We start from the raw sequence: 13,487 nt of genomic DNA, 5'->3' as shown, positions 1-13,487 counted from the left end.
GTTCCGTGTAAAGACACTGTGTTATGCTGAGTAATGAGTGCTTACGTTTTAAGTGGCGATGTTTATGAGTGCGTTTGTAGTGAAATATAAGCGTTGGACTATACTTACCTCGGTAATAACCATATTGGCATGAGTTATCATTTGCAGCCATCGAGGAGTAAGTCTAATGAATACTGTAATCTATCCCATAGAAGGGTTGGCGAAAAGCGCCTTAAGTTTATGCTTGTTCTCAATACTTTCTGCTTCAAGCTTTAACATAATGGCAAACGAAGCTTCATCTAATCAAGATACTTTCAATATAGAGGAGATGAAGTCAAAGTATAGTATTAGAGATTATGTATACGAGCCGCTTCCAGAGCGAGGGTATAACTATTTTAAGGTCGCAGAAAATGTCTATTTTGTGCATGATAACTTTGAGCATCAAATATTTTTTGTGACTGATGTAGGCGTTGTGGTCTACGACGCATTACCAGATGTTTCACCTCATACTCTAAAAGCGATAGCGGAAGTCACAGATAAACCAATCACCCACGTTATCTATTCTCACCACCATGCTGACCACGCTGGTGGCATGACCTTTTTCCCTGATTCTGCAATTAAAATAGGTAACAATGAAACTGCTAATTTACTAAAAGATGCCAACGATCCTATGCGACCAGTACCTGATGTGATTTGGGAAGATAGTTATGTCTTAGAAACGGGGGGATTACGTCTTGAATTTAAAGACTTGGATAGAAACTGGCACTCACATGCAGATAGCCTTGTATATGCACCGGAACATAAAATTCTCCTAGCGACAGACACGTTTCATGCTGACGCAGCGCCATGGCTTCACTTTGGTGAAGCTATTGATGCAATCATGACATGGAGGTTGCCGGAAATTATTCTTGATACATACGACTTCGAGCTCATTTTTAATGGACATGAAAGGATAGTGCCAACTCGCGCTCACTTTGAAACTTATAGAGACATGGTCGGTGATATGAAGAAATTTACTTATGAGGCTGCAGCATCACCTGAGTTTCAAGAGAAAGTAGCAGAAACGATGAGGCGTTATTCTGATGGCTCAGAGCATTGGATTTATAAAGAGGTTATTGAAGCTGGCTCAAGCATGTGTGCAGCAAAGTGGGAAGAAAAGTGGGTTGGTCGTGTCCGTAATGTTAGGCTGAACTCAAAAGAGAACTGCGAAATGATGTGGATGCAATTAATGGTTCTTAATCCAGAGAAAAGTATCGCACCTAAATACTAACCTTAACCTTATCCACATTTCTTTTTCGGTCGGGAACTTAGAGGTGGTTCATCTGGCTCATGCCATATATCAGGAGAAACAAATAATGAAGCAACGAAATAGCCAGGGCTTTGTTCAGTTGAATATTCTCGTTAGTGTCTGCTTGGTTATTTCCTTGTTCATTAACAGTGATGTAGTCATTGCTAAAAGTCTTCCCTCTGGTATAGACGTAATGAGTTTGAATAAGGTTAACGATTTGAAAGAACAGAATATTCAAAAAAAATCACTTGAAAAGCAGATAGTCGATAAAATCGAATCACTGGATGATGCAAGAGCCTACCTTAGTCAATTTATTGATGGGAAATACAAACATGATGTACTAAGCCTGACTTTTCCGGTCATTTCACGAATCAGTTATAGCTACCAGAACCGTAAACGCTCGGACATACAGGAGCAAAATTATGCATATGACAAACAAGGGAGGTTAGCGCAAAAACGGTCACGCTTTGGTTTTTCTAAAACTACCGTGGAGTCTTACAAATATGATGCTTCTGACGAGCTATTAACACGTTCTATTGTCAAAAATGGTAGGCCGATGAGTGTCATGACCTATCAATATAATCAGGATGGGAATATTGCTAAGGAAACTGAAGATTACCCGAATGGGAGTAAAGTGGCGCGTTCTTTCGAGTATTCAAAAAGTGGTCAGTTAATCGCTTCGTCACTAAATGTTGATGGAATCCAGGTAGAATACTATATCCATCATTATGACAGCTTAGGTAACAAATCTAAGAGCGAAAAATACTCACAGGTAGGGCTTATAGGGACCAGAATCGACACAATAAATTACCTTTATGACACCTCAAACACGCTTATAAAAGTCTCATCATATGGTGAAGTTGTGGTTGATGACCAGGTACTAAGTGGCCAAAAAAGTGAATGGTATTACACATATGATGATAACAATCGTTTGATTGAAGAACGACATGTTTATGAAAGCAGGAATATACAAGGTAGTGAACCAGTACATAGATCCATGACTATTAATTATTATATCTGGAAGTTAAATGGTCTCTTATTTGAAGAGCGCCATATGAGTTTAGGGGAATATAATAGCCAAAACTTAATCAGTACCATTAAATATCAATACGTTGATATTCAACTGAATGACTTGCTTTAAAAGATAAACACTAACCGGTAGTTTCTTTGGGTGAGTGTTTTGCTTTTGCTGTTATCTGAATAATAGATTAATTGAGTTAACACCATTATCTACTAACAGATAGACGACTCCGCAAGAAACCGATGCAGCCAATTGATTTTACAAAAAACCATACATGATCCGCACCAGCAGTTTTGGACACTGAGTTAAGTGAGCACAATCACTAATGAGGTGAACCATGACAAGTAAGAAGTGTCGTTTAGCAACCAATGTTACGGAACACCTCAAAATACCTGCTCCCGTTTGTCCTCTATAACAACCGTTAATCTTCGATGCTGACCGTATGTCGCATCCACATGTCGAGGCTCTTCAAAGGCGGTAGGCTAATGGTCAATCTACAGGAGAGCGACAACATGATGAAATTTGATGGTATCTCAAAGCATTATTCACTCGGCCAAAATCAAGTACAGGCATTAGGTGGCGTGTCTGGGCACATTGCACAGGGGGAGTTAGTTGCACTATGTGGTCCGTCAGGCTCGGGGAAAAGCACACTACTCAATATTTTAGGCATGCTGGACACTCAGTACGATGGAGACATTACCTTTGGCGATGGAATATTGTCAAAAACACCACAGGAATTGACTCAGTATCGCCGCGAAAATCTGGGATTTATTTTTCAGCGTTTCAATTTGGTTCCTGTGATGAGCGCGTTAGAAAACGTCAGCTACCCGCTAGCGTTGAATGGTTATAGCCAGAAAAACCAGAAACGCTTGTCGCTGGAAATGCTTGAAAAGGTCGGGTTAGGTGATTGGGTTCATCACCGACCGGAGCAATTGTCTGGGGGGCAGCAACAGCGTGTGGCTATTGCTAGAGCATTGGTCCATAAACCCTGCCTCGTTATTGCAGACGAACCGACAGCAAGCCTTGATAGTGCATCTGCTAGCCAGGTCATTGAACTAATGAAAACCTTAGGGCATGAGCAAGCAACGACGTTTATTGTTGCGACCCATGATGGAAGGATGGCAACGCGATGTGATCGGATGATTGATCTGGTCGACGGAGAAATAAGCCATCAGCCGCACGAGTGGGCCAGTTAGTCATCAAGGAATGTCACGAATGAGCACCGCGTTCATTGAAGACGTTATATAGGTCGGGATGACCGATTGTATTGACGACAGCCACCAGAAAAAGGAAGCAACATGATCACACACATACTCTATTCGTTCAAAATGCCGTTTTTATACTTATTACGTAATCGTAGGCGCACCATGCTCTCATTGTCGATCGTAGCGATTGCTATTTTTGCACTGACCGCGGCGGCCGGTTTTGGCTTGTTTACTTATCAAGCGTTAGAGAAATCAACGGCCAATGATGTTGGACACATTACCGTGACCCAAGCGGGTTACTTCACTTCTGAAGAAGAGATGCCGCTGGAAAATGGAGTGCGTGACCCGCAATCGCTTATCGCCTTACTCGGCGATGTGGAGCACGCTAGAAGTGTCCAACCTCGCGTGTACTTCTCAGGGTTAATCTCGAATGGTAGAAAATCAGCAATCTTCATTGGTAATGGGGTCGAGCCTAATGAGTTTCAGGTGCGAGATGGTTTTGTTCAGATGGAGTCGGGAAATACGTTGCAAGATTACCGATCTGCGGGGGCTTCGCTATTTGATGGCGAGGTGAGCCTTAAAGACAGCGAGTTTGGCAATGAAATGGACGCTGGCATTATGATTGCGAAAGATCTCGCTCATAATTTACAGGTTTCAGAAGGAGATTGGGTCACACTGTTAGCCACGACAAGCGATGGCGCACTAAATGCGATTGATTTTGAGGTGACCGGCGTGTATTCCACCGGTGTGCCGGAAATGGATAAGCGTCAGGTTTACGTTGGTATAGGTGCGGCACAAGATTTACTCAATTCAGAGCGCATTAGTACGTTATCGCTCTACTTGAGCGATACCAAATATACGTCACAAGGATTACTCGACGTCAATCAACGCCTCAGTGAGTACCAGACAAGTAAGGAATTTAGCTTGCAGGGTGACGCTCAAAACTTAGAGACGACGCCTTGGCAAGAACGGGCATTTTTTTATCACAAGGTTCGTGGGCTTTATAACGGTATTTTTGGGGTGCTTGGTGTGGTGATGGGGCTGGTGGTATTTGTTGCCTTGTTTAATACCATGACAATGACCGTGACAGAACGTACACGAGAAATCGGCACGCTGTCTGCACTTGGCAGTTATCCTAGAGAAATCATTGGCGGATTTGTACGAGAATCGATCCTCATCGCACTCATTGGTAGCGTAATAGGGGCAGGGCTAGCACTTGCCACGACATTACTTCTTAAGGTGGCAGATATACAAATGCCACCCCCGCCAGGACGCTCCGAAGGGTACCCGTTAGAGATTGTTTTTTCCCCTCAAGTTGCAATGTATTCCTCGTTGGTAATATTGATAATTTGCATGTTCGCCGCCTATGTGTCTGCACGTAAAGGCGCTCAAAAACCCATAACAGAGGCGTTATCTTATGTATAAATCATGGCTGATTACGATAAAACTGCGCGGTATTGTAGCGATGCTTGTCTCCGCGGCCTCTGTCTCCGCTCTTGCTTCAGAGGCAGAATCATTAATCAAGCAAGCTGATCGCTATCGTTTGGATGCAGGCGCATCTCGTGTCGTGTCTGAGGTTAGGCTTTATCAAGATGATAAGTTGGATAAAACGCGTCTTTATGATGTCTATCTAAAGCCTAATCGTGAATCCTTGGTCGTGTTTAAGGCTAATGTCGAGAAAGGACAAAAAATGTTGATGCTCGGAGATAATTATTGGTTATTAATGCCGAAAAGTCGCCGACCGATTCGTATTACACCTATGCAAAAACTACTTGGAGAGGCGTCGGTCGGTGACATATCGACATTGACGTGGAGCCAAGATTATCAAGGGCAGATGATAGAAAATGAAGACATCTTAGCCTCAGATGGCTCGATGACAAAAACCAAGAGGCTGAAACTGGTAGCGAAAACCGCAGGCGCAAGTTACCAACAAATAGATCTATGGTTGGATAACAAAACCGCATTTCCCATTCAGGCTGACCTTTACTTACGCTCTGGAAAGTTGGCAAAGAAAGCGCAATTTGAACAGGGTGTCAGAAATGGTGAGCGACGTGTTACCGCCATGATCTTACGTGACCAGATCCAAATGAATAAAAAAACAGTCATTGATTATCAGTCCATCGAACCTTACTCGCTGCCGAACAAGTATTACAACCCTGCGTTCTTATCTAAGAATAAGCAGCTAGGGATTGAATAATGAAAAGTGACCCTGGTCGTCGCTGCATAAGGTGGAACCAGCGTGATGGATTATCGAGCGTTGCTGGATTGGTTATCAGCTTTGTTGTTTCCACTAATGTCATCGCGACTGAATATGACCATTCGAGTACGTACAAGCCTCGAACTGACAGTCATCATTTAAATGAGCCATTGACGTCCAGTGAGTCCAGTGCAGCTGTTGATTCAAATAACGTGAATGAGGATTCCAATGAAGTGAATAAAAATGGTGTGCGACGCTATTTTGATGCGCTGTCCTTTAGTGTGGACTATCAAGTCAATGCGCAAAGTATTGGCGCTCAAACCTCGCGTTTCTTTTCGCAACAAGAGGCCAGCCAAGTCTCTAAGGTAAACGGAGTGATTGACGTTGGTGTTCAATTTGACGCTTTTTCTGGAAGCGTTGCATTGCTCAACAGCGATTTATACAACAGTGTTGATACTCACTCTAGGTATTATCAAGAGCGCAGCACAGACTTGGTGGTTCGCGAAGCCGTCATTGAATCGTCATTCATGATAGGTGATAGGGAGTGGGATATGCTAGCTGGAAAGGCTCGCATAGACTGGGGTGTGGGTTATGGCTATCGAGTGTTAGATTTGTTTAATCCTTATCGCCGCAATCCCGTCGGAATTCAGATTGAGGAGGGGGCTGGAACACTGGCGGTGTCCCATTATGGTGATCAATCTGAATTGACGTTTATCACCACTGATTCGAGCTGGACTCAGCTCACTAGCACTGAGTTTGAAAAAGCCAATGAACAACAGGGACTCGGTATGCGTTATTACACATTACTAGGTGATTCTGAATTACAAGCGATAACCTACTACGACAATGTGAGAGAAGGGATGATCGCTGGTAGCTTTGTTACGGTCTTTGGCGATGCTTGGGAGGTGCATTCTTCTGCTTCACTCCAGCGCCGTTACCTCACGTATACATTTGCCGATCAAAAGCCTGCGACGTTGTCTGAAGGCAAAAATGCCGTTCAATACCTTGTCGGCATAACATGGGCGCATGAGTCGGGTAATAGTGTCATCGCCGAATATTGGTATGACGAGAGAGCATGGAGTCAGAGTCAATGGCAACATGCTTATGACGCCGCGGCGAACGTTTACCCGATAGTCGCCAACTCATACGGGCTGGGGTATACCCAACAGAATTTGGTTCAGCATAGTGTAATGTTACATTGGGCGCTCGATCCATCTGCATGGGCAAATTGGCAATGGAGTCGAGAACTCGGGCTAGCCGATCGTTTAACACCAAAAATAGACGTTATGATCTCACCTGAAGATGGTGGTGTCATTGCGACACAATGGCTCGATTTTATGATGTTGGACAACGGGAATTCGAACCTGCACCTTGAACTGGCTGCGCGTTATGTTGCTGGCGCGGACAGTTCTGTATATGCAAATCTGCCTGAACGCTATAACATGTTGATTAATATAAAAGGGAGGTTCTAATTATGGAATGCACAGGCAAACGTTCAAACTGGGTGCGATCCACCATTTTTACGTCTTTGTTTTGTCTTGCGATTGCGGTTATCACCTCGTCAATCTGGACGGCCCCGTATTATGAAAATGCTTTTATCAGCCTTGGTTATGGATACAGTGCGTTGTTTTTTTCATGGCTGATTGAGCGATGGTTACCCAAGATTGCCGCTATGCGCATCACCTCATTAGTGATGTCGATATCTGGCGCAGTTTGTTTGGGTACGATAAATGCCTACTTTTGGCTACGACAATACCCGGGGTTTGACGCGTGGCAAGGGTTAAAACCGGTGTTGTTACTTGGGATTATTTTTACCGCGATATCCTTTTACTTCTTCCATGCACAGGAAAAGCAGTTTTCTTTGCAGCAACAAATAGACCAAGCTAAGTTGGATAAAGCGAAGCAAGACAAGGTCTTAATTGAATCTGAGCTTAAGCAACTGCAAAGCCAAATTGAACCACACTTTCTTTTTAATACCCTTGCCAATATTAACGTCCTCATTGATTACGACGCGAATCAAGCAAAAGAGGTGTTAGATAAACTGACGATACTGCTTCGTGGGTCAATGTCTCGACATCGACAAACCCAAATTGATGTGGCGTCAGAGGTAACGCTGATTCGAGCTTACTTGGGCATTCAGCAAGTGCGGTTAGGTTCGAGACTACGTTTTGATATCGATATTCCAGATGAGCTGTCAACCATAAAAATCCCTCCTTATTTGTTACAGCCGTTGGTCGAGAATGCCGTCATACATGGAATAGAACCAAGCGTAGCAGGGGGGAGTATTGAGATAAATGCGCGTCAGGAAGGCGAATTCTGTATTTTAGAAATTTCAGACACTGGCGTTGGCCTTCAGTATGGGAATAAAAACTCCGAAAATTCGAATCATGGTATTGGCTTGTCCAATGTCAAAGAGCGGTTGTTAGCAAAGTATGGAGAAAAATCGTCGTTGTCGGTAAACGAGAAAAAGGAAGGTGGTGTGATGTCTACCATTGTATTGCCGACGTCTACAGTCTTGCCCACGCAAAATAAACAGGAAGCCTAAAATGACAACATATACGGCAGTTATTGCCGACGATGAACCTCTATTACGATTCCATTTAGATAAAATGTTGGTAGAGATATGGCCAGAATTGGAGATTGTGAGCCGTTGTGAGAACGGTGAACAAGCCATAGAGGCAGTCAAAGAGCATCAACCTGATGTAGTATTTCTTGATATTCAAATGCCCGGTTTATCAGGAATTGATGTTGCCAATCAGCTTGCCGCACTCGAGAAAGCAACGGAGCGATCGGCTCCGATTATCGTTTTTGTCACCGCGTTTGATCAATATGCGATTGCGGCCTTTGAGGCCAATGCGATTGATTATGTGTTGAAACCCATACAAGAAGACCGCCTGCTCGCCACTTGTCATCGAATACAACAACGTTTACTTCCATCTGAGAACAGTGGCACCTTGCAAACGCTGATGTCAAAGATTGAACACCTTTCGGCAGGCGGACCGCCAAAATATACCAAGTGGTTGAAGGCGAGCAAGCATGATGAGGTCCATTTACTCGCCGTTGATGATATTGCGTATGTTAAAGCTGAAGACAAGTACGTTACGGTTGTAGCTTGGGTAGAGTCAAGTTATCAGGAATACATTTTACGTAGTTCGATTAAAGAACTGACCACACAGCTCGACCCAGATTATTTTTGGCAAATTCATCGTGCGACACTCATAAATGTTCGTCGTTTAGATAAGGTCAAAAAAGAACTCTCCGGCAAATGGATGGTGCACATTGCCGGCACGACATTACCTGTGAGCCGAGCCATGCAGTCTCTGTTTCGTTAAAAGGTATTGAGTGATGCGGTTTTCGCTTGGTGGGTCCTTAACGCTGCGGAAATAAACAGCGACATTTTGATTATTGAATCTCGCATAATTCTAATGGCAGGCCATCGGGGTCTTGGAAAAAGGTATACCGTTTTCCAGTGTACTCATCAATACGTATGGGCTCGACTGCGATGCCTTGTTCAACAAGCCACGCCACGGCGTTAGCCATATTGTCGACAGTAAATGCTAGATGTCTAAGCCCTTGTGCTTCGGGAAAGCTCGGTCTTTTGGGTGCATCAGGAAATGAAAATAACTCCAATTGAGTGCCATCGGGAAGGGCAAGGTCAAGCTTGTAGGAGTCTCGATCGGTTCGGTAATTTTCATCAAGGATGCTGAGTTTCAATACCTCAGTATAAAAATGACGCGAAACCGCATAATCGGAACAAATAATGGCGACGTGGTGTGTGGCTTTTAACATGAAGATTCCTACAATTATGAAGAGTCATGATTAGCTTTTTTTTACACAATAAAGCAAACAGAAGTACCTGAATGTTCCACTAAAAAAGAGCGGGAAACAGTCAGTTACGCGGCAGCGAATTACAACGACAGGCGTTCGGGTAACACTGACATGACATAATCAATAAACACCCGCATCCTGGCTGGCAAATATTTAGTTTGCGCGTATTGAAGCGCAATCGTGCCATGATAATTACTTTTTATCGTCCAATCTGCCAACACCTGCACGGTACTGCCGTCTTTCAATGATTCTTTGATCACAAAATCGTGAAAAATACCGATGCCTAGCCCTTCTTTCACACCACTTAAACGCAGTTGTGATTGATTGACGGCATATCGTCCAGAGACCTTCACGGTGAGAAACGCATCGTCTTTTAAAAAATCCCAAACATGGTCTCGTGTAGTCTCAGCTAAATATAAACAGTCGTGCTCGAGTAAGTCTTCAGGGGTCTTTGGCATCCCATGCTTGGCAATGTAATCTGGACTAGCACACAACACCAAGTTAGTGGGGCCTACGTCTTTCATGACGAGATTTTCGTCAGGCTTATCAGTGAGTTTAAAGGCGACATCTACGCCCATTTTCATTAAATCAATATTGCCGTCGAGCGCACGAACCTTGAGTTGAATCTCTGGATACTGTTTTAAAAACGGGGTGATAAAGGGCTGCAACACGGAATTAAGGAAAGCTTCAGGCGCGGCGACCGTTAAGGCCCCGCTTGGTACAGTATGATCCGACTGGGACACTTCTACGGCTTGTTGCGCTGCATTTACCATCAATACGCTTTGGTCATAGACCTTTTCCCCAGCCTGAGTAATGACAAGCTTACGCGTTGTGCGTTCAAATAGTTTAACAGATAGCGCACTTTCTAAACGGGTGATGGTTTTAGAAAGGGCGGAAGGGGTCACCCCAAGGTTTTTCGCCGCTGCGGTGAAGCTGCCCTCATTGACCACCATAATATAAGAGGCAAGGTCAGGGAGTAAACTGATGAGCTTGTGATTAAACATTATTATTGCCTCAGATTCACTAATGGTTTTCCATGTTAAGGGATAATCGTTTCCTTCACAATGAACTAGAATGGTTTCATTAAAGATAAGCGCCTATGGTGACTCGTCTTTCCCTACAAAACCTATGTATATAGGAACATAAAAAGGAATCTAAGATGTCTTCTGCATTCTACCAGCAAATCCAAGATCAAATTGAAGAAGTAAAAAACGAAGGGCTGTACAAGTCAGAGCGTATTATTACTTCTCAACAAAAAGCAGCGGTTAAGATCTCTAGCGGTGAAGAAGTCCTTAACTTTTGTGCAAACAACTATTTAGGTCTTGCTAATCACCCTGAACTTATCAAAGCCGGTCAGGTCGGTATGGATGAGCATGGTTTTGGTATGGCATCTGTACGTTTTATTTGTGGTACCCAAGATATTCATAAAGAACTAGAACAAAAGCTATCTACGTTCTTGGGCAAAGAAGACACGATTCTTTATACGTCATGTTTTGACGCCAACACGGGTTTGTTTGAAACCATTTTGAGCAAAGAAGATGCAATCATCTCTGATGCTTTGAACCATGCCTCAATTATTGATGGCGTACGTTTGTGTAAAGCAATGCGTTTCCGCTACTCAAACAACAATATGGCTGAGCTTGAGCAGCAATTAATTGCTGCCAAAGAAGCGGGCGCTCGTCATACTCTTATCGTAACCGACGGCGTGTTCTCGATGGATGGTGTGGTGGCTAATCTTCCTGCCATTTGCGATTTAGCAGATAAGTATGGCGCATTGGTCATGGTTGATGACTCTCACGCGGTTGGCTTTATGGGCAAATCTGGCGCGGGCACTCATGAATATCATGATGTGGTTGACCGTATCGATATCATCACAGGTACATTGGGTAAAGCAATGGGTGGTGCATCAGGCGGTTATACTTCAGGTAAAAAAGAAGTCATTGACTGGTTGCGTCAACGCTCACGTCCATACTTGTTCTCAAACTCGGTTGCGCCAGCCATTGTTAATGCATCCATTCGCGTTCTAGACTTACTAGAAGAAAGCGGAGATTTGCGTGACCATTTATGGGCGAATGCCGCGCATTTCCGTACACGTATGGAAGGGGCAGGGTTCACTATGGGCGGCGCTGATCACGCTATCATCCCAATTATGTTGGGTGATGCAAAAGTGGCAGCAGAATTTGCAGAGCGCGCTCTAGAAAAAGGTATCTACGTGGTTGGTTTCTCTTTCCCTGTTGTACCAAAAGGGCAAGCACGTATTCGTACACAAATGTCTGCGGGACACTCACGTGAGCAACTTGATCGCGCGATTGATGTCTTTATCGAAGTCGGCAAAGACATGTCTATTATTTAGACGCCGTATAAGCAATAAGCGTCAATGAATGAGCATCAAAACGATGCTCATTTGATATTAAGAATTGATATTTTTACGTGCTGATTAGCCGTAGGAATCATAGGTAAACCGATGAAAATTAAAGCGCTATCAAAACTCAAACCTGAAGAAGGCATTTGGATGACCGAGGTTGAAAAACCTGAAATGGGTCATAATGATCTTCTTATTCGCATCAAGAAAACAGCGATTTGTGGTACTGATGTACACATTTACAACTGGGATGAATGGTCTCAAAATACGATTCCTGTTCCTATGGTTGTGGGTCATGAATACGTTGGTGAAGTGGTTGGCATTGGCCAAGAAGTGCGCGGATTTGAGATCGGTGACCGTGTTTCTGGCGAAGGTCACATTACCTGTGGTCACTGTCGTAACTGTCGTGGCGGACGTACGCACCTTTGTCGCAATACGACAGGTGTTGGTGTTAACCGTACCGGTGCGTTCTCTGAATTCCTAGTGATCCCAGCGTTTAACGCATTTAAAATTCCAGCTGAAATCTCTGATGATTTGGCTTCGATTTTTGACCCGTTTGGAAACGCAGTGCACACAGCACTATCGTTTGATCTGGTTGGCGAAGACGTACTTATTACAGGTGCAGGCCCGATAGGTATCATGGCTGCGGCAGTAGCAAAACACGTTGGCGCTCGTCATGTTGTGATTACTGACGTCAATGAATACCGCTTAGATCTTGCTAAGAAGATGGGCGTAACGCGCGCTGTTAACGTGATGGAAGAGAAGCTAGAAGATGTCATGTCTGATCTTGGTATGACGGAAGGCTTCGATGTTGGTTTAGAAATGTCGGGTAACCCTTCTGCGTTTAACAGCATGCTAACCAACATGAACCATGGCGGTAAGATCTCGCTTCTAGGTATTCCACCGTCAGACATGGCAGTAGACTGGAACCAAGTTATCTTTAAAGGTTTAGTTATTAAAGGTATCTACGGTCGCGAAATGTTTGAAACGTGGTACAAGATGGCATCTTTGATTCAATCTGGCCTAGATCTATCACCAATCATCACTCATCACTTTAAAGTCGATGACTTCCAAGCCGGCTTCGATGCTATGCGCAGCGGACTTTCTGGCAAGGTTATTCTTGATTGGGAATAGTAACAAACAAGGTTAAATTGATAGAAAGCGATAGGTAAAACTATCGCTTTTTTTGTGCCTAGGGTTTCTATCTAGGCGATACATGACTGGTAATGGGCCATTATTCCGGTATTCATTATCAATAGTGCGTTCATCCATCTTTAATCCTGTTCCAGTCCCCGTTTCAGCGAACCTTGGTTTTGACTTATCCTGCCTTTCTTCTAATTACATAGACGTATAACGCTCAAATGCTATTGCCTCTCCTTTGCGTGAGATTGTTTCAAACAAGTATAACAATGCGCCCAATTAAAAAGGCGTACCGTTTATTTGGTGTTAAATACTGTTACTCGATTCTATTGCAACGGGTGTGATTGAGACGCTGAATACCAAATTAAGAAAATAATATACGACGGTTAACCTAACGAACAACGGCGACAAGCATTGATTCGACGAGTCATAAAAAAGCCCCCCAATAGTTGGAAACCAATTATTGG

The 13,487-nt window shown here is 43.7% G+C and carries 12 protein-coding genes; 10 read left to right on the top strand and 2 right to left on the bottom strand.

Annotation, left to right across the window (positions count from 1 at the left end):
- The first annotated feature begins 166 nt into the window (after positions 1-166).
- From AB4405_RS03830 to AB4405_RS03795, 8 genes are all read left to right on the top strand, one after another.
- Positions 167-1,249, top strand: a complete 1,083-nt coding sequence (locus AB4405_RS03830) for an MBL fold metallo-hydrolase (RefSeq protein ID WP_372059707.1) — start codon at positions 167-169, stop codon at positions 1,247-1,249.
- A gap of 85 nt (positions 1,250-1,334) precedes the next feature.
- Positions 1,335-2,408: an RHS repeat domain-containing protein gene (locus AB4405_RS03825; protein ID WP_372059706.1), complete on the top strand. Its 1,074-nt coding sequence runs from the start codon at positions 1,335-1,337 to the stop codon at positions 2,406-2,408.
- A 392-nt stretch (positions 2,409-2,800) separates the two neighbouring features.
- Positions 2,801-3,484, top strand: coding sequence for an ABC transporter ATP-binding protein (locus AB4405_RS03820; protein WP_372059705.1), 684 nt, complete (start codon positions 2,801-2,803; stop codon positions 3,482-3,484).
- Between the two features lie 102 nt (positions 3,485-3,586).
- Positions 3,587-4,918, top strand: coding sequence for an ABC transporter permease (locus AB4405_RS03815; RefSeq protein ID WP_372059704.1), 1,332 nt, complete (start codon positions 3,587-3,589; stop codon positions 4,916-4,918).
- Positions 4,911-5,690, top strand: a complete 780-nt coding sequence (locus AB4405_RS03810; RefSeq protein WP_372059703.1) for an outer membrane lipoprotein-sorting protein — start codon at positions 4,911-4,913, stop codon at positions 5,688-5,690. Before AB4405_RS03815 ends, AB4405_RS03810 begins: the two co-directional genes overlap by 8 nt.
- A complete protein-coding gene (locus AB4405_RS03805; RefSeq protein WP_372059701.1) occupies positions 5,690-7,162 on the top strand; it encodes a hypothetical protein in 1,473 nt (490 codons plus the stop codon). Before AB4405_RS03810 ends, AB4405_RS03805 begins: the two co-directional genes overlap by 1 nt.
- Positions 7,163-7,164: 2 nt before the next feature.
- A complete protein-coding gene (locus AB4405_RS03800) occupies positions 7,165-8,235 on the top strand; it encodes a sensor histidine kinase (RefSeq protein ID WP_372059700.1) in 1,071 nt (356 codons plus the stop codon).
- Between the two features lies 1 nt (position 8,236).
- Entirely contained in the window at positions 8,237-9,022 is a 786-nt protein-coding gene (locus tag AB4405_RS03795) for a LytR/AlgR family response regulator transcription factor (RefSeq protein WP_372059699.1), read from the top strand.
- Between the two features lie 70 nt (positions 9,023-9,092).
- Here the strand turns inward: AB4405_RS03795 and AB4405_RS03790 are convergent, their stop codons facing one another.
- Both AB4405_RS03790 and AB4405_RS03785 read right to left on the bottom strand, forming a co-directional pair.
- A complete protein-coding gene (locus AB4405_RS03790; protein WP_372059698.1) occupies positions 9,093-9,479 on the bottom strand; it encodes a VOC family protein in 387 nt (128 codons plus the stop codon).
- 119 nt (positions 9,480-9,598) lie between these two features.
- Positions 9,599-10,522 (bottom strand): LysR family transcriptional regulator, encoded by a 924-nt coding sequence (locus tag AB4405_RS03785; protein WP_372059697.1) that lies wholly within the window; start codon positions 10,520-10,522, stop codon positions 9,599-9,601.
- 155 nt (positions 10,523-10,677) lie between these two features.
- On the opposite strand from AB4405_RS03785, the gene AB4405_RS03780 reads away from it, so the two are divergent.
- The gene (locus tag AB4405_RS03780) at positions 10,678-11,871 is read left to right on the top strand and encodes a glycine C-acetyltransferase (RefSeq protein ID WP_102468493.1); all 1,194 of its coding nucleotides are present in this window, start codon (positions 10,678-10,680) and stop codon (positions 11,869-11,871) included.
- A 111-nt stretch (positions 11,872-11,982) separates the two neighbouring features.
- The gene (tdh, locus tag AB4405_RS03775; protein WP_372059696.1) at positions 11,983-13,014 is read left to right on the top strand and encodes an L-threonine 3-dehydrogenase; all 1,032 of its coding nucleotides are present in this window, start codon (positions 11,983-11,985) and stop codon (positions 13,012-13,014) included.
- Positions 13,015-13,487: the final 473 nt, after the last annotated feature.

Origin of the sequence: Vibrio sp. 10N.261.51.F12 (assembly GCF_041471725.1) — a bacterium.
GTDB lineage: Bacteria > Pseudomonadota > Gammaproteobacteria > Enterobacterales > Vibrionaceae > Vibrio.
Note: the sequence above shows the minus strand (reverse complement) of the source record. Positions and strands in the feature narration are given on the sequence as shown.